Genomic DNA, 19,586 nt, shown 5'->3' on the forward strand with positions numbered 1-19,586 from the left:
AGATCCCTCCGGTGCCGCGGGCCGGAGCCCGCGGCGGGGTTCTGGGCCCTATTCGGCGGAAGCTGCCGCGCTGCCGTAGAGGCGGGCCTTCACCGCTTCCACCTCGGCGAGCAGCTCGTCGACGAGTTCGTCACCGACATTGCCACGCACGAACTGGAGCACCGGCTCCTGCACGACGTCGCGGAAGGCCGCCTTTTCCTCGGGCGAGGAAACGTGGATCTCCATGCCGAGCTCTTCCTGCAGGCGGCGGCTGTAGAGCCAGTCGCCCTCGGTCTTTTCGAGGTTCTCGGTCCAGGCCGCGAGGGCCGCGGCATCCTGGATGATCTGCTGGTGGCCCGGCGAGAGCGATTCGAACCAGTCATTGTTGGCGACGATCACATGGAGCCCGAAGGTGTGCTCGTTCAGCGTATAGTATTGCTGCACTTCGCCATGCCCGCCCGAATAGACGACGGCCGGCGGGTTCTCCTGACCGTCCACCACGCCCTGGCGCAGCGCCATCACCACTTCGGCCCCGCTGATCGGCACGGCGGTCGCGCCGAGCGAATTGACCATCTCCATGTAGACCGGGCTTTCCATGGTGCGGATCTTGAGACCGGCCATGTCCTCGGGATTGATGATGGGGCGGGTGTTGTTGGTGAACGAGCGGAAGCCGTTCTGCGAGAAGGCGAGCGCACGCATGCCCGTCACCTCGAGGATATCCTGGCGCATCGCATCGCCGAAGGGCCCGGTCATCACTTCCCAGGCGATCGGGGCGCTCTCGAAGATGTAGGGGATCGACCAGACCTGCATGGGCGGGTAGAAGCCGGCCATGGCGCCGTCGGCGGGCAGGGTCAGTTCGAGGCTGCCCTGCTGGACCTGCTCGAGCATCTCGCGCTCGCCGCCGAGCTGGTTGCCCGGGAAGAGGCGCACGGTCAGCTCGCCATTGGTCTTGAACTCGACATATTCCTTGAAGCGCAGCACGGCGTTGTATTCGGGATAGTCGCCCTCGGCGACGCCGATTCCGAACTTGATCTCGGCAGCGATGCTGGCCGAAGAGAGCGCCACGGACCCCAAAAGGCACGCAATGGCAGCGGCACGCGTAATGAACATATCGATCCTCCCAGATGCGGCCCTTGGGGCCGGATTTACCGTTGACGCCGCGCGCTATCGGCGGCGACATGGCGGCAGAATGCATTTCTTTAGATCACATGTAAAGGCCCGATGATGATCGAGACTTTGGCGACAAAGACCGGCGCGCGACCGGTGGTGCTCGACCTGCCGGTCGATCTGGGCTCCTCGCTCCCCACCGGGGCGACCAAGCTCGCCGTCGAGATCCTCGGCCGGCGGATCGCCAATGACGCCTATCGGCCGGGGGAAGTCATGCCCACAGAGCCCGAGCTCGCCGAATCCCTGGGGGTCAGCCGCACCACGGTGCGCGATGCGATCAAGGTGCTCTCGGGCAAGGGCATGGTGCGCACCGCGCGCCGCTACGGCACCCGCGTGCGCCCGGTCGAGGAGTGGAACCTGCTCGATGCGGACGTTGCCGCCTGGCACGACCCGACCCATCCGCGCCTGCAGGTCATGTTCGCCGAAACCACCGAGCTGCGCGGCATCATCGAGCCGCAGGCGGCGGGGCTGGCGGCGGAGCGGGCGACGGGCGAGCAGATCGCCGCCATCGTCGAGGCGGCCTATGCCATGCATCCCCAGTCGGGCGCGGTCGAGGATCTCTTTGCGGCCGACTGCACCTTCCACGCCACCATTCTGGATGCCACCGGCAACCTCCTGATGCGCCAGCTGCGGCCCATCATCCTCACCATGCTCTGGATTTCCTACGAGTATGGCGTGCTCGCCAAGAGCCAGGAGCCGGTGAGCCGGGACGGCCACATCGCGGTCGCCGAAGCGATCAGGCGGCGCGACGCCGCTGGGGCGCGCGCCGAAATGAGCCAGATGCTCGAGCTCAACCGCCGGACCGCCGCACAGACCATGCAAGACGGCCCGACAGGCTGAACGATCGCTCAGGCCTCGCCGAAAAGCCTGCCGAGCGGGGCCGCCGGGGTGCGGTCGATGCCCATGGCGTCGAGCACCGCCCAGACCCCCGTTGCCGCCGAATCGATCACCGGAATCCCCAGTTCCGCCTCGAGCGGCGCCGAGGAGGACAGCCCGCGCAGATTGGTGTTGAAGAGCAAGATCGCTTCGGGCCGGCTCTCTTCGAAAAGCGCGCGCGCCGCCGTCGCGATCTCCTCAGGGGTGACTTCGGAAAAGGCGAAATTGTCGGTATGCCCCATGCCCTTGGCGCCTACCGGCTCGAAACCCTGGGCCACGAAATTCCCCGCCATCGCCTCGACGTTCTCCTGGGGCAGCGGGCTCACCATGCCGAAGCGTTTGACCCCGAGGCGCTTCAGCACCTCGAGCGTTGCGAGCGCGGTCGAGACCATGGGCAGGCCGGTGCGCGCCTTGATGGCGTCGCAGAAATCGCGGTCCGGGGTGAAGCCGAGCCCGGCCCCCTTGGTGCCGTTCCAGCAGATGAGCTCGATCTGGGCGTGCGAGAGCAGTTCGATCGCGCTGTCGAGCGAGGCGACGTTATAGCCGTCCGAAGGCTGCCCCCCGCCCGCTCCGAAAAGCGGAATGCGCGAATAGCAGGCCGCGAGGTCGGGGAAATAGGCGAGGACCTTTTCGGTGGTGCGCTCGACGACGCGGTTCGAAGAGGGGACGATGACGCCGAAGGCGCGTTCGGTCATGGGATGAGGTCCTTTCACTTGTCCTCGATGATCAGGGCGTGTTCGGCTTTCCAGTGGGCCCAGGCGGCATCGCCTTCGGCGAGGCCCGGCGGCAGGGCATCGGCGGGCGCCGAGGCGACGATCTCCTGGCCGCCATCGGTGCGCAGCACGGCCGTCATGTGCGCCCCGCGAAAGAGAATCTGGGTCAGCCTGCCGACCATGGCGTTCGCTTCGGCGGCGGGCCTCGATACCGAAAGGGCGACATGCTCGGGCCGCACCGCGACCATCGCCCCGCCCTCGGGCAGGGTCCCGTCCCGTGCGATGGCGAGGAGCGCATCCCCTCCGGGCGTCCGCCCGGGGATCGTCGCCCCCAATGCGCCCGTGCTTCTTTCGCCGGCGAAGGGAAAGAAGTTCGAGGTGCCGATGAAGCCTGCGACGAACCGGTTTTCGGGGCGCTCGTAGACGGCACGGGCCGATCCCAGCTGCTCGAGCCGACCTGCCCGCATCACCGCGATCCGGTCGGCCATGGTCATGGCCTCTTCCTGGTCGTGGGTGACGAGCACGGTGGTCAGTTCGAGCTGTTTGCAGAGCGCGCGCAGCTCCATCTGCATGCCCTCGCGCAAATTCTTGTCGAGCGCGGCGAGCGGCTCGTCGAGAAGGAGGATCTTGGGCTCGTAGGCGATCGCCCGGGCGAGCGCCACGCGCTGCTGCTGGCCGCCCGACAATTCGCGCGGCATGCGGCCCGAATAGGCCGAAAGCTGCACCCGATCGAGCGCCCGGCGGGCGCGCTCTTCGATCTCTGCCCGCGGCAGGCGGCGCATTTCGAGCCCGAAGGCGACGTTGGAGATGACGTCGAGATGGGGAAAGAGCGCGTAGTTCTGGAACAGCATGCCCATGTCGCGCCGATGGGTCGGCAGGCGCACCATGCCGAGCCCGTCGACCAGCACCTCGCCCTCGTCGGGGTCGATGAGCCCGGCGATGATCTTTAAAAGCGTGGTCTTGCCGCAGCCCGAGGGGCCGAGCAGCGCCAGCAGTTCGCCCGGCTCGATGACGAGGGACACCGCATCGAGCGCCTTCGCCTTGCCATAGGTCTTGGTGACGGCCTCGATGGCCAGATGTGCGCCGGCTGACCGGGTCTTCATGGGCTCATTCCTGCAATGGGCACCGGGGCGCACGGCCGCCCCGGTGCGGTCTGGATCAGGCCGCGAAGATCTGGTTCAGCCGCTCGGTCCATTCGGCGCGCTTGGCGTTGATCATCGTCCAGTCGGGGGTGAAGAGCCCGCGGGCCTGCATTTCGGACTGGGGATAGGCCACGTAGCCGAGCGTCTTCTCGTCGAGATCGAGGCCCGAGATCGGGGGCGCGATCAGCGCGTATTCGGCCAGCGGCTTCTGCACGGAGGGCTCGAGCATCCGGTTCATGAAGGCGACGGCGAGGTCGCGCTCGGGCGCGTTCTTGACCAGCACCTGGCAATTGGTGCCCGCAAAGGCGCCTTCGGCCGGATAGGTCATGGTCACCGGGGCGCCCTGGTCGGTGTAGGGGTAGACGTATTTGGAGTATTCGATCAGCCCCACATCGGCCTGGCCCTGAGCAACCTCGTTGGACGCCTGGATGCCGCTGTCATAGACGTTCTGCACGTTGGGGCGCAGTTCGGCGACCTTGTCGAAGGAATCGTCGACGAGATACTGCGCCTCGGCGAAGGGCTTGCCCGACTTCACCGCCGCCGCGACGATGAGGAAGAACATGGCCGGGGTGTTGTTGGGGCTCACGAGCTTGATCTTGCCGGCCCATTTCTCGTCCCAGAGCTCGGCATAGGTTTCGGGCGGGGTGATGCCGGTATTGTGGAAGACGCCGCCGAGCGAAATGCCGAGCGCCGTGCCATAGCCGCCCTCATAGAGGAATTCGGGGTAGAGGTTCTCGAGCGCCGGCATGTCGGCGGCCGGCAGTTCCTCGGTCAGCCCCTCTTCCTTGCAGAGCCCGACGACCACGTCGTCGACGAACATCACCGAAAAGCGCGGGTCGCTGGCGGTCGCGCGCAGCTTGGCGACATTGGCGAGGGTGGCGCCTTCCTCGGCAAGCACGGTGCAGCCGAACTCGGCCTCGAAGGCGGGGATCACCTCGCGCTTGATGAACTCGCCCTGCGAGCCGCCCCAGATGCCGATGGTGATGGTGCGCCCCTGCGCCCAGGCATTGCGGGTAAAGGCAAAGGGCGCGGCGACGCCGGCGCCGAGCGCAAGCTTGCCGAAGGTGCGGCGGTTGAGCTTGATGGTCATGGTCGTCAGTCTCCTTGGGTGAGGGTTTGGCGATGGATCATCCGGCGAAGCGCCGGACCTTGATGCCGAGCAGCGCCTCCATCACCCCGATCATCACGAGCGCGAGCAGGATCATCAGCGTCGAGAGCGCGGCGATGGAGGGATCGAAGAAGCGCTGGATGGCGACTTCGAGAAAAAGCGGCAGCGGAAATTCGCGGGCATCCGCCAGCCACATCGAGATCGGGAAATCGTCGAACGAGACGATGAAGGCGAAGATCGCGCCCGAGGTGATGCCGGGCCGGATCTGGTGCCAGGTGACGCGGCGGAACGTCGTCCAGCGGTCCGCCCCCATGATGCGGGCGGCGCTTTCGAGGTCCGGATTGGCCAGGAGCAGGCTGTTGGAGACGTTGCGCACCACATAGGGCAGGCAGATCACGATATGGCCCATGGCGAGCTGGAAGAACGTCCAGCGATTGCCCGCGAGCGAGAAGAACTGCAAAAGCGCAAGGCCCGTTACGAGGAGCGGCACGATCAGCGGGGAGAGGACCAGCCCCAGGATCGCGTTGCGCCCCGGCACCCGGTAGCGCACGAGCCCGATGGCGCAGGGAATGCCGAGGATCAGCGAACCGATTGCCGCCGCCGCCGCGAGCCGGATCGAAACCCAGAGGCTCTGCTGCACCTCGGGCTCGGCCAGCACCTTCCAGTACCAGCGCAGCGTGAACCCCTGCGGGGGGAAGGTCATGAAGGGCGTGTCCGAGACCGACATCATCACCGGCACCGCGAGCGGCGCGACGATCACGAAGAGGATGACGAGGACGGCGGCGCGGGTGAGGTTGGACATCGCTCAGTTCCCCGCGCCTGCGGTCCAGCGGCGGGTCAGCCGTTCGGCGCCGCGCAGGAAGACGAGGTTGATGGACAGCACGAGCACGATCAGCAGCGAGGCGAGCGCCGCCCCGAAGGGCCAGTCGTTGAGCGCCAGCACCTGCTGGTGGATCAGCGTGCCGATCAGGGGCGAGAAATTACCCCCCAGGATCTGCGGGGTGACGTAGGCGGCCGCGGTCAGCGAGAAGACGAGCGAGAGCCCGACCGCCAGCCCCGGCACGCTGAGCGGCAGGATCACCCGCAGGAAGACCCGCACCCGATTGGCGCCCGCCATGCGCGCGGCCTGCCCGATCTCGGGCGCGATGGCGCCGATCGCGGCGGCCAGCGGCAGGACGATGAAGGGCAGGAAGACATGCACCGAGGCGATCAGCACCGCCCATTCGGTATAGAGCAGCTGCGGCGGGTTCTCGGCGATCCCCAGATTGGTCAGCGCCCAGTTGAGCGCGCCCTGCCGGCTCAGCAATTGCGACCACGCATAGGAGCGGATGACGACGTTGACGAGCAGCGGGGTCACGACGACCAGCGTCACCACCCGCCCGAAGAGCCCGCCCTGGGCGATTGCGATGGCGAGCGGATAAGCGATCGCAGCCGAGACCAGCGCTGCCATCAGGCCCATGCGCACCGTGCGCACCAGCACCAGCCAGTAGAGGTCGACGCTGAAGGCGCGGACGTAATTGTCGAAGGTGAGCCCGTACTGCATCACCCCCGCTTCCATGCGCGCGATGACGCTGTAGCCGACCAGCAGCAGATTGGGCGCCAGGAAGAAGACGAGCAGGAAGCCGATCGCGGGCAGCACCAGCAGCGCTCCTGAAAGGCTATCTGCCCTCGCCCGGCTCATCATCGCGCATCCCTCGCTCGACGTTCGATACTGTTACATTACGCACAATCCTGTTCAGCCATGCAACGCAAAAATGCATAATCGCGCATTGCATAACATTTATGCACAAAGCGGGATTCTTGAGCGCTCGAAACGGTGCAGGAAGTATAATTTCGGTGAAATTTGCAGCAATTTTCGCGCAGGATCAGGCTCTCGAATGCCTTCTGGAGGCGTCCGAGCACGGTCTGTGCAGCTCTGTGAAAAGCGTGGTGGGGGATCAGGCCCCGGCGATCACGGTCTCGATGCCCGCGGCGGCAAGCGCAGCAGCGAGGTCAGGAGGCGGGGCGGCGTCGGTCACGACCAGATCGACCCGCTCGAGCGGCACGATGCGCGATAGCGCCCGGCGCCCGAATTTCGAGGCGTCGCAAAGGACGACGACGCTGCCGGCATGGGCAATGAAGGCCCGCTTGATCTCGGTATCCTCGGGGGAATAATCGTAGAACCCATTGGCATCAAAGCCAGAAACGCCGATGAACACCCGGTCGAGGAAATGCCCCGACAGCGCCTCGGCCGCCTGCGGCCCGATCAGCGAAAACTCCGGGCTCCGCACCTGTCCGCCCAGCGTATAGACCGTGACATTGCCCTCGGCGAGCCGCATCGCCACCCGCAGATTGTTGGTGAAGACTCGCAAATCCCGGCGGTTCGCTATGTCCTCGGCAAGCGCGAGGATCGAGGTACCGACATCGAGCCCGATCGATTCGCTCGGCCCGATCAGCCCAGCCGCGGCCCGGGCGATCGCCATCTTGCCATCGGCATTTTCCCGCCGGCGCAGGTCGAAGGCGGGCTCGACGCTGTCGATCACCGCCTGCACCCCCACCGGCACCGCCCCGCCATGGGTGCGCGCGAGCAGCCCGCGCTTGTCGAGCGCCGTCAGGTCGCGGCGCACAGTCATGCCCGAAACGCCGAATTCCTCGGCGAGCTCGGTGATCGACACGAAGCCCGAGCGCTCGAAGGCGGCAAGAATCCGCGCCTGGCGAAGCGATGCCGGAAGGCGTTCGGGCTTATTGGCCGCCTCCATGGCGACGGCTTCTCGGGACTTGCTCACGGCCGGCTCTTTTCGTGATTCCGCTGTCGGGCGAAGTATCGCATGGGCGAATAACAAATTGAAGTTAGAGGCTGTTAACCGGTGTTATCCCCGCCCCGTCTAAGTAGACTTCCGGGGTCGGGCGCCGGAAGGTCTGGTGCCCATCCTTCCATCCGGCAAGGGGCTGGGCGAGTTCGCGCAGCGCCGTGATCGCGTCGGGTGCGTCCAGAACCACCAGCGTCGCCGGCCCGCCCGGCGCAAGCCCGTAGGATCGGCCCATCAGCCGGGCGGCCTCGGCCCCCACCATGCCGAACACGTCGGCGAGCGCGGCGTCGCCGCCGAGCTGGGCGAGGTTTGCATAGAGATTGGCCATCCGCAGCAGCGAGGCGTCCCCGAAGGGGGTGAAGGGATTGAGCACATTGTTGGTCGCGATGGCGCGGGTCATCCCGGCCATGGCATGGGCCGGCGCCACCCCGCGCGGCACGAGGTGGGTGCTGTCCCGCCCGTTGATGTAGAGGTCGGTCGCCGGCAGCACGGTGAGCGCGATGCCGGCCTCCGCGAGCCGGCCCGAAAGTCCGGCCAGCGCCTCGGGCGGCAGGGCCGAAAGGCTCGTCGCATGGCCGATCGAGACCCGCCCCTGATAGCCACGCCGATGCGTCTCGGCGATCACCGGGCCGAGGTTGGAGGCCTCGGGCCTCAAGTCGAAATCGATGTGAAAGTCGACCGCAACGTCGTATTTCTGAGCAAGATCAAAGATCAGCGTCACATGCCGGGCCGGGTCGGGATCGGTATAGGGACACCCCCCGACGAGGTCGGCGCCTTGTTCGAGCGCCGCCTCGAGCAGGGCGTAGGTCTCCATCTCCTGGGTCAGCCCCTCCTGCGCGAAGGCGCAGATCTCGATCTCGATCAGGCTAGCATAGGTTTCCCGAAGCCTGAGGATTGCCGCCAGCGAGCGGAGCCCCGCGCGCGGGTCGACCTCGACGAAGGTGCGCAGGAGCGTCGTGCCGTGTCCGATCGCTCTCTCGAGCACGCGGGAGGCCCGCTCGAAGACATCTGCTTCGGTGAAGCCGGGCTTGGCCGCGGCGCTGAGGGCGATTGCCTCGCTGAGCGTCCCCTCGCAGATCGGGCAGCGCCCGAGAATGCCCGCCTTGTCGAGATGGATATGGGTCTCGACGAACCCCGGAAAGGCATAGCGGCCGGAAAGCGCGATGGTCGGCCCGCGTCCGGCGAGCCCTCTTTCGAGCGCCTCGATGCGTCCCCTGGCAATGCCGATATCGAGAGGCTCGGAGGCCCCGTCGATCCGTGCATTGGCGAGGACAAGGTCGAACATGTCTAGCGTGCCCCGGCGTGAAACCAGGGCGCGAGGCGAAGATAGAGGTCCCGATAGCGGGCATAGCCTTCGGCATAGATCGCGGCATTGGCCGCGTCCGGCTTGACGATGTCGCCGCGCGGGGAAAGCGCGCCCACCGCGCTCCAGTCGCTGACGAGGCCCGCGCCGATCGCCGCGACGAACGCCGCGCCGAGCGAAGAGCCATGATGATTGTTCAGCAATTGCACCGGCTCGCCCAGCATGTCGGCCATGATCTGCATCCAGAGCCGGCTGTTGGTGCCGCCATCGGAGGCGTAAAAACGCCTCGGCGCGTGGCCGATCTCGCCGAGCACCTCCACATGATGGCGGAAACCATAGGCCACCGCCTCGAGCAGCGCGCGCCAGAGATGCCCCTGCCCATGGCTGAGCGAAAGTCCGACAAAGGCCCCGCGCGCCAGCGGGTCGTGGATGGGGGTCTTTTCCCCCAGGAAATAGGGCAGGCAGAAGAGCCCGTCGCTCCCCGCAGGCACGGCGGCCGCCAGGCGGTCGAGCGCGACATGGGGCTTTGGGGCACCCGGACTGCCGGCATCGGGCACCAGCAGCGTCGTCGCCCAGTTGAGCGCCGAGCCCGAGGCCGCCATGCAGCCATTGGGCGCGAAAAGGCCCGGCACGAGGTGATAGTCGAGATAGAGCCGGTGGTCGGGCAGCGCTTTGTCCGTTGCCACGACGATGTCGCCTGCCCCGCCGAATTTGAGGAGCACGTCGCCCGCCGAAACGATGCCGGCCCCGAGCGCCGAAACGATATGATCGGCCGCGCCCCCGAAGACGGGGATGCCTTCGCGCAGGCCCGTCGCCTCGGCGGCTTCGGCCGAAACATGCCCCATCACCGCGTGCGACACCGCCCGTGGCGGCACGGCGCTTCTGGGGATACCAGCCAGCGCGACCAGATCGTCAGCGATCGCGCCTGTCGCAAGGTCGGTAAAGCCTGCTTCGAGGGCCCAGTTCTGCTCGGCGGTCTTGCGGCCGGCCAGGCGGAAATTGATGTAATCATAGGACCCGAAGACCGTCGCAATCTTCGAGAAAACATCGGGTTCGTGCCGCCCGATCCACCGCAGTTTGGCCGCGACGAGCTGCTGGTTGATGCCGTTGCCGGTCCGCGCGAGGAAGGCATCCTCGTCGAGTTCGGCCCGCAGATCCTCGACTTCCCGCCCGCAGCGGCCGTCGCTCTGCTGGATCGAGGGCCGCAGCACCCGGTCTGCATCGTCGAGCAGCACGACGGCAGGCAGCATGCCGGTGACGCAGATCCCGGCAATGGCCTCGGGATCGATGGTCTGGGTCAATTCGCGCAGGATCGAGACGGCGTTGTCCCACCATTGGGCCGGGTCTTCCTCGGCCCAGCCGGCATGCCGCGAGGTGAGCGTCGTCGGCCGGCTCGCGACGCCGAGCACGCTTTCGGGCATGCGCGCAGCGAGCCCAATCGTCGATGTGGTGCCGATGTCGAGCCCGATGACGATGTCGCGTTGGGTCATGGCAGTGTGGTCCTCGCCTCTGCGTGGTCGATCGGGGGCGCCGAGTATGCCCGCGCGCCCGGGCCCGGGGATAAAATGCGCCCGGGCCTCAGCCCATATAGACCCCGCCCGTCACGTTGATCCCCTGCCCTGTCATGAACCGCGCCGCATCCGAACAGAGGAAGGCGACGACGCCCGCCACGTCCTCGGGCGTCTCGATCCGCCCCAGCGGCGTCTGCGCGATATAGTCGGCCTCGATCTCGGCCGGCGTCATGCCGCGAAGCTTGGATTCCCATTCGATTTCGCGGGTCTGCATGGAGGTGCGCACGAAGCCCGGGCAGACCGCGTTGACCCGGACGCCCGCCGGGGCGAGCTCGCGCGCGAGCGCCTGCGTCCAGCCCAGGACGGCAAATTTAGAGGCCGAATAATGCGCGAGCAGCGGCGCGCCGACCTTGGCGGCGAGCGAGGCGGTGTTGACGATGACGCCCTTGTGCCCGGCGCCCGTGAAATGTCGCGCAGCCGCCTGGTTGGTGAGGAAAATGCCGCGCGTGTTGACGTTGAAATTGAAGTCCCATTCCTCGTCGGTCAGGTCGACCGCCCGGTTCATCGTCGAGACGCCCGCATTGGCGATGAGGATGTCGTAACCGCCCCAGCGTTCGAGAACCTGGGCAAAACCCGCCTCGACCGACTCACGCCGGCTGACATCCATGCCGAGCCCGAAATGGCCCGCACCGTCCGTTGTCCCGGCGGTCTCTGTGCCCCGGTGACCACTCCCCGAGCCGGCCGGACCTCCGGCAACCCCGGTGCCCCCAATGCCACCAGCATCCCCGGCGCCCCCGGTATTCCCAGCGCCACCGGCTACCCCAGCCTCTCCGGCGCTCCCCGCCCCGCTGTCCGATGCCCCGCGCCCGTTGCCGAGCTTTGCGGCGGCGCCCTCCGCGCCCTCGGCCGAAAGGTCCGCGATGGCCACCATGACCCCATGGGCCGCAAGCGTGGTCGCGATCGCGAGCCCGATGCCGGTCGCGCCGCCCGTGACGATGGCGCGCCTGCCCTCGAGATCGCTGCCGATGCGGGAAAAATCGTTCATCTCTGCTCTCCGTATTCGTCCGAAAGCTAACCGCAGCACCAACTGTGACGCAATGGTATTTTTTGTTGCGTTATGTTCGTTTGTTGTGAAATGAAATGGAGGCGCTGTGGACGCGACACCCGCGTCCCCGCTCCAGGTTCGATCGACGGAGTCTCTGATGGTTTTCGATTTCCTTGCACCGCGAAAGAAGGTCGTCATCGCGATGATCCATGTCCGGGCGCTTCCCGGCACACCGCTCTATGACGCCGATGGCGGCATGGAGGCGCTTATCGACGGGGCCCGTTCGGACGCCGAAAAGCTCAAGGCGGCCGGGGTGGATGCGGTGATGTTCGGCAACGAGAACGATCGCCCCTACGTCTTCTCTGCGCCCCCCGCGGGCATCGCCGCCTTCACCACCGTGATCAACGCGGTCACCGCCGACCTCGATCTGCCGTTCGGGGTCAACTATCTTTGGGACCCCATCGCCAGCACCGCGATCGGCGCGACGACGGGCGCGAAGTTCGTCCGGGAGATCTTCACCGGCCTCTTTGCGTCGGACATGGGCCTCTGGGAGCCCAATGCCGCCGCCGCCCTGCGCCTGAGGCGCGATCTGGGGCGCACCGACATGAAGACGCTCTTCAACATCAATGCCGAATTCGCCCATTCGCTCGACCAGCGCCCGATCGCGCTCAGGGCCAAGAGCGCGGTCTTCTCCTCGCTCGCCGATGCCGTGCTCGTTTCGGGCCCGATCACCGGACAGCCCGCCGAGCATTCCGATCTCCGCGCGGTCAAGGAAGCGCTGCCGGACACGCCGGTGCTCGCCAATACCGGGGTCAACATCGACACCATCGCCGATGTGTTCGCGGTCGCCGACGGGGCAATCGTCGGGTCTCATTTCAAGACCGATGGCGACACCTGGAAGTCGGTGGACGCCGATCGCGCGCGCCGCTTCATGGACAAGGTCAACTTGCTTCGCTGACGCCAGGAAGCCGTAAAAGGGAGCAGGACTGCGCGCCGCTTAAAAACTAGCCATGTTGGTTAGTGGTTGTGCGAAACCGAACAGAACTGCACGGCTCCGGATGAACAGCTATCGGGACGAAATGCAACAGAGGGGATAAGTGCAAGCAATGCCAGACACTTAGTTGAATTTTCACGAAGGGCGGCAGGCTTCCGCAGCGACTGGCCCGGCCCTTGCAAAGACCATCCCGTTCCCTGCGCCGAAGCGGACGGCAAAGGGTGTTCAGTCAGTACTCAGGAGCAAATCCCATGTCCTTTTCCAAAGTCCTGCTGGCCGGCGCCGCCCTCGCCTTCGGGGCGCAGGCGGCCACCGCCCAGCAGATCTCGTGGCTCAGCCAGTCCCAGAACCAGAGCGCCCAGTATCCCGTCGAAATCGCCGCGATCGAGGAGATCAATGCCGAGGGCTTCACCGTCCTGCGCAACGAGTTCCAGGCGCTCGGCATCTCGATGGCCGACGGTCTCCGCCTCGTGCGCGAGGGCACGTTCAACCTCGCCTCGATCCAGGTCGGCCTCGTCGCCAGCGATGATCCCTTCCTCGAAGGCATCGACCTGATCGGCGTTTCGACCGACACCGACAGCCTTGCGGACGCCGTTGCCGCCTATCGCGAAGCGTTCGACGCCCGTCTCGAAGAGCGCTTCGGGGTCAAGGCGATGGCCGTCTGGCCGTTCGGCGGGCAGATCTTCTTCTGCAACGAGCCGATCGAGACTCTCGCCGACCTGCAGGGCCTCAAGGTGCGCTCGTTCACCGCTTCGATGTCCTCGCTCCTCGAACGCCTCGGCGCCACTCCGGTCACCCTCGCTTTCCCCGAGGTCTATCCGGCCCTCCAGCGCGGCGTTGCCTCCTGCGGCATCACCTCGGCGACTTCGGCCAATACCGGCAAGTGGCCTGAAGTAACCTCCCATGTCCTGCCGCTCTCGGTCTCGGGCTCGATCCAGGCGCACGTGGTGAACCTCGAATGGTTCAACGGCCTTCCCGAAGACGCGCAGGCGAGCCTCACCGAGCACTTCACCAAGCTCGAGGAAGATCTCTGGGCCCTCGCCCGCGAGACCAACGAGCTTGCGCTCTCCTGCACCACCGGTGGGGATTGCGACAGCGACATCTACCAGGCCTTCGACCTCGAACTCGTCGAGGTTTCCGAAGCCGACATGGCACAGCTCCAGGACATCTCGAGCGAAGTGATCGTCGGCGAGTGGATCCAGCGCTGCGAGCGCACTTATGCCGATTGCGGCACCGTCTGGTATGAGACGGTCGGCGCCGCCCGCGGCTTCACCGCACCCTGATCTTCAACACGCCCTGAGCACCGGGGCGGCTGCGCCCCGGTGTCCGCGGCAAGAAACGGATCCGGTCATGAAAGCGGTCGCCCTACTCTTCTCGGTGCTGCGGCACCTCTCCACCGCCCTGGCGCTCGCTGCCGGCCTTGCGGTCTTCATCCTCGCCTTCCTCATCGCCATCGACGTTCTGGCGCGGCGCTTCGCGGGCTTCTCGCTGCAGGGCACCGACGAGATCGGCGGCTACGTCCTCGCAGCCCTCGCATCGCTCGGGTTCGCCTACGTCCTTTTCGAGCGCGGCTTCACGCGGATCGACCTGCTCGTGCGCAAGCTGCCCCCGCTCGGCGCGGCCATTGCCAATGTCCTTGCCTATGTGTCGCTCGCGGCCGTCGCGGTCTTTTTTGCCCACCGCGCGCTCCTCGCCTATCGCGACACCCTTCATTTTAATGCCTATGCCAACACGCCGCTGCAGACCCCGATGTGGATCCCGCAAGGCTTCTGGGCGGTCGGCATGAGCTTTTTCGCCGCCTGTGCCGTGCTCTACGCGATCCGCGCGGTCGTCCTCCTCTTCATTGATCGTGAGCGGCTCGATGCGGAATACGGCGTCGTGCAGATCGCCGACGAGGTCGCCGAGATCGCCGATGTGTCGATCAAGGCCAATGCCCGCGCTGCAGGAGAAAACGCAAAATGAGCGTCGGACTCGAAGTCATCGCAATCGGGTTCGCCCTCATGCTGGGCCTTCTCGCGCTCGGCATGCATATCGGCACCGCCCTCTTCGCCACCGCCGCCCTGGGTGGTTTCTGGTTCTTCGGCGACATCATGTTCCGCCCTTTCGGAACGCTGATGTGGAGCACGCTCAACAACTTCCTGCTCGTCTCCATCCCGCTCTACGTCCTGATGGGCGAGATCCTCGTGCGCGGCGGCATCACGGCGCGGATGTATACCGCGATCGACGACTGGCTGCGGCGCCTGCCCGGCGGGCTGCTGCATACCAACATCGCCGCATCGACGGTCTTCGCCTCGATTTCGGGCTCGTCGGTCGCCACTGCCGCAACCATCGGGACGGTCGCCTTCCCCGCCTTCCGCAACAAGCGCTATTCGGAGCGCTGGGTGCTCGGAACGGTGGCGAGCGGGGCGACGCTGGGCATCCTCATCCCGCCCAGCATCAACCTCATCATTTTCGGGGCGATGACGAACACCTCGATCGGCCAGCTCTTTCTCGCGGGGGTCGTGCCCGGGGTGCTGCTCGCCCTGCTCTTCATGGGCTGCGTGGTGATCGCGAGCGTCATCAATCCATCGGTTTCGGAAAACTCCCCGCCCGACGAGCTCGCCGTGCGCCTGCGGCGCCTGCGCGATCTCCTGCCGCCGCTCGTCGTCTTCATCGGGGTCATGGGCAGCATCTATACCGGCTGGGCCACCCCCACCGAAGCTGCCGGCCTCGGCGTCGTCGCAGCCACCATCCTCGTTGCGGCCTACCGGCAGTTCACCTGGCAGCTCTTCATCGAAAGCCTGCTGTCGACGGTCAAGGTCACGGCGATGACGCTGCTCATCCTGATCGCGGCCTTTTATCTCAACTTCATCGTGGGCGTGCTCGGCATTCCCGAACAGATCACCAATGCGATGAGCCAGATTTCGGTGCCGGGCTGGCAGATGGTGATCATCCTCGTGCTCGTCTATGTCGCGCTCGGCTGCTTCATGGATTCGCTCGCCATGATGATCGCGACCACGCCCATCGTGCTGCCCGTCGTCCTCGCCATCGGCTACGATCCGCTCTGGTTCGGCATCTTCCTCGTGCTCATGTGCGAGATTGCGCTCATCACGCCGCCCGTGGGCATGAATCTCTTCGTCGTCCAGGCGGTACGCGGGCGCGGGTCGGTGACCGATGTGATCAAGGGCGTCCTGCCCTTCATCGGCTGCTTCCTCGTGCTCGTCGCACTCATCACCGCCTTCCCCCAGATCGTGACTTGGCTGCCCAGGAGCCTGATGTGACAAAGACAATCTGCATTCGCAACGCCGCGTGGATCATCGGGTGGAGCGAAGCCCAGGACGACCATGTCTACCTTCGCGATGGCGACGTCGCCTGGACCGGCGACAGGCTGGTCCAGGTCGGCGGACGCTATGAGGGCACGGTCGACACCGAGATCGATGGCCGAACCCGCCTCGTCATGCCCGGGCTCATCGACATCCATTGCCATCCGACCCAGACCCCGATCTATCGCGGCTTCGTCGAGGAGTTCGGCGATCCCCGGCTCTTTTTCAACGGGCGGCAGGATTTCCGGCAGAGCTTCGTTCAGGACGAGCCGGCCATGCGTGCCTCGGCGCGTTACGGGCTCGCCGAAATGGCGGCTGCAGGGATAACCACCATCGTCGACCTTTCCCATGCCTATCCGGGCTGGCTCGACATCCTCGATGAGAGTGGGCTCAGGGTCTGGGTGGCGCCGATGTTCCGGTCGGCGCGCTGGTGGGCCTCGACCGGCCAGGAAACGCGCTATGACTGGTCCGAGGATATGGGCGCGGCCGCCTTTGCCGAAGCCTGCGAGGTGATGGACGCTGCCGAAAGCCACCCCAATGGCCGCTTCTCGGCCATGGTCGCGCCGGCCCAGATCGACACCTGCACCACCGAGCTTCTGCAGCAGGCCATCGCGCTCGCTGCGGAAACCGGCCGCACGCTCTTCACCCATGGAGCGCAGAGCTATCCCGAGTTCAACCAGATGGCGCGGCTCCACGACAAGTCGCCTGTCGCCTATATGGACGAGATCGGTTTCCTCGGTGAGCGCACCATCATCGGGCACGCCGTCTTCACCGACGAGCATCCCTGGCTCCTCTGGAAAACCCGTGAGGATCTCGACCTCTTGGCAAAGAGCGGCACGACCATCGCCCATTGCCCCACGATCTTCGTGCGCGACGGCACGCTCCTGCACCATATCGGGGCCTATATGGACGCCGGCGTGAACGTCGCCATCGGCACCGACACCCATCCCCAGAACATGCTCGAGGAAATCCGTGCCGCCGAGCTCCTCGCCCGCGCAGCCGCCGGCCCGCGCCATACTTCGAATACGGCGAGGCTCTTCCGCGCGGCCACCGCCGGGGCGGCAAAGGTGCTGGGCCGGGACGATATCGGGCGGCTCGCGCCCGGCGCGAAGGCCGACCTCGTCACCTTCGATCTCGACCACCCCCAGATGCATCCGATGCGCGATCCGCTTCGCACGATCGTCCACCAGGCCGCCGAACGGGCGATCGACAACGTCTATGTCGATGGCGAGATCGTCGTGGCACAGGGCCAGCCGACCCGCATCGACTGGCGGGAGGCCGCTGAAGCGCTGACCCGCGAGCAGGCCCGGATCGCCGGGAAAGCCGGCGATATCGACGCGATCATCCCCCTCGCCCTCGCCTATGGGAGCTGACCGGATGGACCGTCGTCTCATGGGGGTGCTGACCCCATCCTCGAACACCATTCTTGAGCCGGCGACGGCAGCTCTGGTGGCCAATGTGCCGGGCGTCTCGGCGCATTTTTCGCGCTTTACCGTGACCAGGATCGCGCTCAGCGCAGATGCCAACGGCCAGTTCGAATACGCGCCGATGCTTGCGGCGGCGCGGCTTCTTGCGGATGCGCGTGTCGGGGTCATTGCCTGGAGCGGCACGTCCGCGGCCTGGCTGGGGAGCGCCTGGGACGACGGCCTCTGCGCGGCCATTCGGGCCGAGACCGGCATTCCAGCCTGCACCGCCGTCGGCGCCATCGAGGCGCTCCTGCGCAAAAAGGGCGCGACCCGGATCGGGCTCATCTCGCCCTACACCGACGATGTGCAGCACAAGATCATCGAGAACTACGCCAAGGCCGGGATCACCGTCATTGGCGAAGCCCATACCGGACTTTCGGAAAATTTCGCCTTTTCGACGATCACCGATGATGCGGTCCGCCAGATGTGCCGGAGCGTCGCCGCGAGCCGCCCCGAAGCCCTCGTCATCATGTGCACCAATATGCGCGGCTGGAGCCTGATGGCAGAGATCGAGGCGGAACTCGGCATCCCGGTGGTCGATTCGACCGCCGCCGTCGTCTGGCAGGGCCTCGACATTCTGGGCGCCGATGCGAGCCCAATCGCCGGGCGCGGCTGGATGTTCGGCCAGACGGCCGGTCGGGGGTAAGGGTAGAGCATCGCGCATTCAACGGCGCACCGCATGCTTGCGGTAGGCCCGACGCGGAGTTTGTGCTAGCCGGTCGCATCGAAATCCAAGGAGGATCAAGCGTGAGCGAACCGACCGTCAACGATGCCATCGAAAACATCTACGCATCACTCCAGGCCAACAATGCCGATCTCGACGCCCATATCGCTACCCTGAAACAGGCCCTCGCCCGCGAAGGCGCGACGGAAGCGGTGTTCGAACCGGGCCGGCTCGCCCAGAACAACCGCGCGGGCCGCAAGACCATGCAGGCCTATTTCCGCCAGCGCGGCGTCAACGTGACCTTTTCGGCCTAGCCGGCCCGTTCGGACCGCCCCGGGGGCGGACGCGCGAACGGCGTTCTCGCAACGCGCAGCGGCGAACCGGATCCGCCGCTGCGCCCGTCTGGCGATGGGTTAGGCGTGCCGGGTCTCCCGGGCGTCGTAGAGCGTCCAGGCCGCCGAGAGGATGATGACCACGCCGCTCAGCGTGACGTTCCACATGGCGAGGGGCACGCTGGCGAAGCCCAGCACCCAGGGCGATGCGATGAGCCAGAGCCCGATCGCGATGTCCGCCCATTCCTCCCAGATCCGGAATGCCGCAAGCGCCATGCCGCCGAGCAGGAGGGCAATTGCCCCCGTCAGCAGCGCATTCCAGAAGATCAGGCTATCGGCGCCCGCCGGTGCGGTTCCCGGGATCGTATAAGCGAGAACCCAGTTCGAGAGAACCAGCCAGACGCCGACGACGGCGATGAGCCAGTCCTGCCAATGCCGCTCATTCATCTTCCCACTCCCTTCGTGATAGCGGAGATGCCAGCCTAAAGGTCCGCACCGCCGAAGGATTTGACGGCCGTCAAGCCCGCTCAGGCGCCAGCCCGAACGTCCGGGCCCGATCCAAGCCGGCCGCCGGGGACCGACCCGGCCAGCACATCGTTGGCAAAGGCCCTAAGCTTCGCCCAATCGGTGAATTCATGGTCCCGTGCAGTATCGTAGCGATTGCCATCGATCATGCCGAGGATCCAGCGTGTCAGCGGCCCATGATGCGCATAAAGCCGGGCGCCCGCCGCGTGATGCACGAAAGTGGGCGTCCACCCGGTCTTGGCGATGAAGCGCTCCACGTAATCCTCGGCGCGCTCCAGATCGCCCGGACGATGCCCGGCCGCCGCCATCGACACCGAAATGAAGGCCGAGGGCATATCCTGGAGCCTGTTGCGTTCGGACCTGACAAAACTTTCGATCGCACGCGGATAGGATCCGGCATGAACCCGCGCCGCAACGATCGTCAGATCCTGCCCCTCCATGTCGAGATCGGCCGGCAGGCTGCGCGCGTCGATAAGGGTCACCTCGTGCCCGCCATGGGAGAACCGGTCGGCGAGGTATCGCGCCACCTTCTCGGTCTGCCCCTCGCTCGTGCCATAGACGATCAGGATGCGCATGTCGGCCCTCCAAACTCCGGGATGGACCACATTTGCGCAGGCGAAGGGACGATGCGTTGACGCCGGTCAAAGTCCGGACTGTTGCGTTCGGCTAG

The 19,586-nt window shown here is 66.1% G+C and carries 20 protein-coding genes; 8 read left to right on the forward strand and 12 right to left on the reverse strand.

Annotated features, from left to right (window positions below):
- Window positions 1-48: 48 nt before the first annotated feature.
- The gene (locus EMQ25_RS11200) at window positions 49-1,089 is read right to left on the reverse strand and encodes a TRAP transporter substrate-binding protein (RefSeq protein ID WP_127188653.1); all 1,041 of its coding nucleotides are present in this window, start codon (window positions 1,087-1,089) and stop codon (window positions 49-51) included.
- A 111-nt stretch (window positions 1,090-1,200) separates the two neighbouring features.
- Here EMQ25_RS11200 and EMQ25_RS11205 point away from each other — a divergent pair, with 111 nt between their 5' ends.
- Complete coding sequence (locus EMQ25_RS11205) at window positions 1,201-1,986, forward strand: FadR/GntR family transcriptional regulator (protein ID WP_127188654.1); 786 nt, start codon at window positions 1,201-1,203, stop codon at window positions 1,984-1,986.
- A gap of 8 nt (window positions 1,987-1,994) precedes the next feature.
- On the opposite strand, the gene EMQ25_RS11210 is transcribed toward EMQ25_RS11205, so the two are convergent.
- The 9 genes from EMQ25_RS11210 to EMQ25_RS11250 form a co-directional block, all read right to left on the reverse strand.
- Window positions 1,995-2,717, reverse strand: coding sequence for a maleate cis-trans isomerase family protein (locus tag EMQ25_RS11210; protein WP_127188655.1), 723 nt, complete (start codon window positions 2,715-2,717; stop codon window positions 1,995-1,997).
- A gap of 14 nt (window positions 2,718-2,731) precedes the next feature.
- The gene (locus tag EMQ25_RS11215) at window positions 2,732-3,838 is read right to left on the reverse strand and encodes an ABC transporter ATP-binding protein (RefSeq protein WP_127188656.1); all 1,107 of its coding nucleotides are present in this window, start codon (window positions 3,836-3,838) and stop codon (window positions 2,732-2,734) included.
- Window positions 3,839-3,893: 55 nt separating this feature from the next.
- Window positions 3,894-4,967: an extracellular solute-binding protein gene (locus tag EMQ25_RS11220; RefSeq protein ID WP_127188657.1), complete on the reverse strand. Its 1,074-nt coding sequence runs from the start codon at window positions 4,965-4,967 to the stop codon at window positions 3,894-3,896.
- A gap of 37 nt (window positions 4,968-5,004) precedes the next feature.
- A complete protein-coding gene (locus EMQ25_RS11225; protein ID WP_127188658.1) occupies window positions 5,005-5,787 on the reverse strand; it encodes an ABC transporter permease in 783 nt (260 codons plus the stop codon).
- A gap of 3 nt (window positions 5,788-5,790) precedes the next feature.
- Window positions 5,791-6,666 carry an ABC transporter permease gene (locus tag EMQ25_RS11230; protein ID WP_158626055.1) on the reverse strand — a complete coding sequence of 292 codons (876 nt, stop codon included), beginning with the start codon at window positions 6,664-6,666 and terminating at the stop codon, window positions 5,791-5,793.
- 256 nt (window positions 6,667-6,922) lie between these two features.
- Window positions 6,923-7,750, reverse strand: a complete 828-nt coding sequence (locus EMQ25_RS11235) for a DeoR/GlpR family DNA-binding transcription regulator (protein ID WP_244606560.1) — start codon at window positions 7,748-7,750, stop codon at window positions 6,923-6,925.
- Window positions 7,751-7,814: 64 nt separating this feature from the next.
- Window positions 7,815-9,059 carry an amidohydrolase family protein gene (locus tag EMQ25_RS11240; RefSeq protein WP_127188660.1) on the reverse strand — a complete coding sequence of 415 codons (1,245 nt, stop codon included), beginning with the start codon at window positions 9,057-9,059 and terminating at the stop codon, window positions 7,815-7,817.
- A gap of 2 nt (window positions 9,060-9,061) precedes the next feature.
- On the reverse strand, window positions 9,062-10,567 hold the full coding sequence (locus EMQ25_RS11245; protein ID WP_127188661.1) for an FGGY-family carbohydrate kinase: 1,506 nt from the start codon (window positions 10,565-10,567) through the stop codon (window positions 9,062-9,064).
- An 88-nt stretch (window positions 10,568-10,655) separates the two neighbouring features.
- On the reverse strand, window positions 10,656-11,633 hold the full coding sequence (locus EMQ25_RS11250) for an SDR family NAD(P)-dependent oxidoreductase (protein ID WP_127188662.1): 978 nt from the start codon (window positions 11,631-11,633) through the stop codon (window positions 10,656-10,658).
- A 157-nt stretch (window positions 11,634-11,790) separates the two neighbouring features.
- Between EMQ25_RS11250 and EMQ25_RS11255 the strand changes: the two genes are divergently transcribed.
- The 7 genes from EMQ25_RS11255 (at window position 11,791) to EMQ25_RS11285 (ending at window position 18,373) form a co-directional block, all read left to right on the forward strand.
- Window positions 11,791-12,591, forward strand: coding sequence for a BtpA/SgcQ family protein (locus tag EMQ25_RS11255; RefSeq protein WP_127188663.1), 801 nt, complete (start codon window positions 11,791-11,793; stop codon window positions 12,589-12,591).
- Window positions 12,592-12,878: 287 nt separating this feature from the next.
- Window positions 12,879-13,910, forward strand: coding sequence for a TRAP transporter substrate-binding protein (locus EMQ25_RS11260; RefSeq protein WP_127188664.1), 1,032 nt, complete (start codon window positions 12,879-12,881; stop codon window positions 13,908-13,910).
- A gap of 67 nt (window positions 13,911-13,977) precedes the next feature.
- The gene (locus tag EMQ25_RS11265; RefSeq protein ID WP_158626056.1) at window positions 13,978-14,589 is read left to right on the forward strand and encodes a TRAP transporter small permease subunit; all 612 of its coding nucleotides are present in this window, start codon (window positions 13,978-13,980) and stop codon (window positions 14,587-14,589) included.
- Window positions 14,586-15,887, forward strand: a complete 1,302-nt coding sequence (locus EMQ25_RS11270; protein ID WP_127188666.1) for a TRAP transporter large permease — start codon at window positions 14,586-14,588, stop codon at window positions 15,885-15,887. The genes EMQ25_RS11265 and EMQ25_RS11270 overlap by 4 nt, the downstream gene beginning before the upstream one ends.
- The gene (locus EMQ25_RS11275) at window positions 15,884-17,302 is read left to right on the forward strand and encodes an amidohydrolase family protein (RefSeq protein ID WP_127188667.1); all 1,419 of its coding nucleotides are present in this window, start codon (window positions 15,884-15,886) and stop codon (window positions 17,300-17,302) included. Before EMQ25_RS11270 ends, EMQ25_RS11275 begins: the two co-directional genes overlap by 4 nt.
- 4 nt (window positions 17,303-17,306) lie before the next feature.
- A complete protein-coding gene (locus EMQ25_RS11280; RefSeq protein ID WP_127188668.1) occupies window positions 17,307-18,041 on the forward strand; it encodes a maleate cis-trans isomerase family protein in 735 nt (244 codons plus the stop codon).
- A gap of 101 nt (window positions 18,042-18,142) precedes the next feature.
- Window positions 18,143-18,373 (forward strand): hypothetical protein, encoded by a 231-nt coding sequence (locus EMQ25_RS11285; protein WP_127188669.1) that lies wholly within the window; start codon window positions 18,143-18,145, stop codon window positions 18,371-18,373.
- A gap of 99 nt (window positions 18,374-18,472) precedes the next feature.
- Here EMQ25_RS11285 and EMQ25_RS11290 read toward each other — a convergent pair whose 3' ends face one another.
- Together EMQ25_RS11290 and EMQ25_RS11295 are read right to left on the reverse strand one after the other, a co-directional pair.
- Window positions 18,473-18,838, reverse strand: coding sequence for an SPW repeat protein (locus tag EMQ25_RS11290; protein WP_127188670.1), 366 nt, complete (start codon window positions 18,836-18,838; stop codon window positions 18,473-18,475).
- 80 nt (window positions 18,839-18,918) lie between these two features.
- Window positions 18,919-19,491 carry a flavodoxin domain-containing protein gene (locus EMQ25_RS11295; protein WP_127188671.1) on the reverse strand — a complete coding sequence of 191 codons (573 nt, stop codon included), beginning with the start codon at window positions 19,489-19,491 and terminating at the stop codon, window positions 18,919-18,921.
- Window positions 19,492-19,586: the final 95 nt, after the last annotated feature.

The sequence above is a fragment of the Arsenicitalea aurantiaca genome, assembly GCF_003994485.1.
GTDB lineage: Bacteria > Pseudomonadota > Alphaproteobacteria > Rhizobiales > Devosiaceae > Arsenicitalea > Arsenicitalea aurantiaca.

Bases quoted from the DNA above. Each gene is read 5' to 3' on its own strand.
- EMQ25_RS11205 (WP_127188654.1), top strand. From the start codon at position 1,201: ATGATGATCGAGACTTTGGCGACAAAGACCGGCGCGCGACCGGTGGTG.
- EMQ25_RS11210 (WP_127188655.1), bottom strand. From the start codon at position 2,717: ATGACCGAACGCGCCTTCGGCGTCATCGTCCCCTCTTCGAACCGCGTC.
- EMQ25_RS11200 (WP_127188653.1), bottom strand. From the start codon at position 1,089: ATGTTCATTACGCGTGCCGCTGCCATTGCGTGCCTTTTGGGGTCCGTG.
- EMQ25_RS11250 (WP_127188662.1), bottom strand. From the start codon at position 11,633: ATGAACGATTTTTCCCGCATCGGCAGCGATCTCGAGGGCAGGCGCGCC.
- EMQ25_RS11230 (WP_158626055.1), bottom strand. From the start codon at position 6,666: ATGAGCCGGGCGAGGGCAGATAGCCTTTCAGGAGCGCTGCTGGTGCTG.
- EMQ25_RS11260 (WP_127188664.1), top strand. From the start codon at position 12,879: ATGTCCTTTTCCAAAGTCCTGCTGGCCGGCGCCGCCCTCGCCTTCGGG.
- EMQ25_RS11270 (WP_127188666.1), top strand. From the start codon at position 14,586: ATGAGCGTCGGACTCGAAGTCATCGCAATCGGGTTCGCCCTCATGCTG.
- EMQ25_RS11290 (WP_127188670.1), bottom strand. From the start codon at position 18,838: ATGAATGAGCGGCATTGGCAGGACTGGCTCATCGCCGTCGTCGGCGTC.
- EMQ25_RS11255 (WP_127188663.1), top strand. From the start codon at position 11,791: ATGGTTTTCGATTTCCTTGCACCGCGAAAGAAGGTCGTCATCGCGATG.
- EMQ25_RS11220 (WP_127188657.1), bottom strand. From the start codon at position 4,967: ATGACCATCAAGCTCAACCGCCGCACCTTCGGCAAGCTTGCGCTCGGC.
- EMQ25_RS11215 (WP_127188656.1), bottom strand. From the start codon at position 3,838: ATGAAGACCCGGTCAGCCGGCGCACATCTGGCCATCGAGGCCGTCACC.
- EMQ25_RS11245 (WP_127188661.1), bottom strand. From the start codon at position 10,567: ATGACCCAACGCGACATCGTCATCGGGCTCGACATCGGCACCACATCG.
- EMQ25_RS11295 (WP_127188671.1), bottom strand. From the start codon at position 19,491: ATGCGCATCCTGATCGTCTATGGCACGAGCGAGGGGCAGACCGAGAAG.
- EMQ25_RS11280 (WP_127188668.1), top strand. From the start codon at position 17,307: ATGGACCGTCGTCTCATGGGGGTGCTGACCCCATCCTCGAACACCATT.
- EMQ25_RS11225 (WP_127188658.1), bottom strand. From the start codon at position 5,787: ATGTCCAACCTCACCCGCGCCGCCGTCCTCGTCATCCTCTTCGTGATC.
- EMQ25_RS11240 (WP_127188660.1), bottom strand. From the start codon at position 9,059: ATGTTCGACCTTGTCCTCGCCAATGCACGGATCGACGGGGCCTCCGAG.
- EMQ25_RS11265 (WP_158626056.1), top strand. From the start codon at position 13,978: ATGAAAGCGGTCGCCCTACTCTTCTCGGTGCTGCGGCACCTCTCCACC.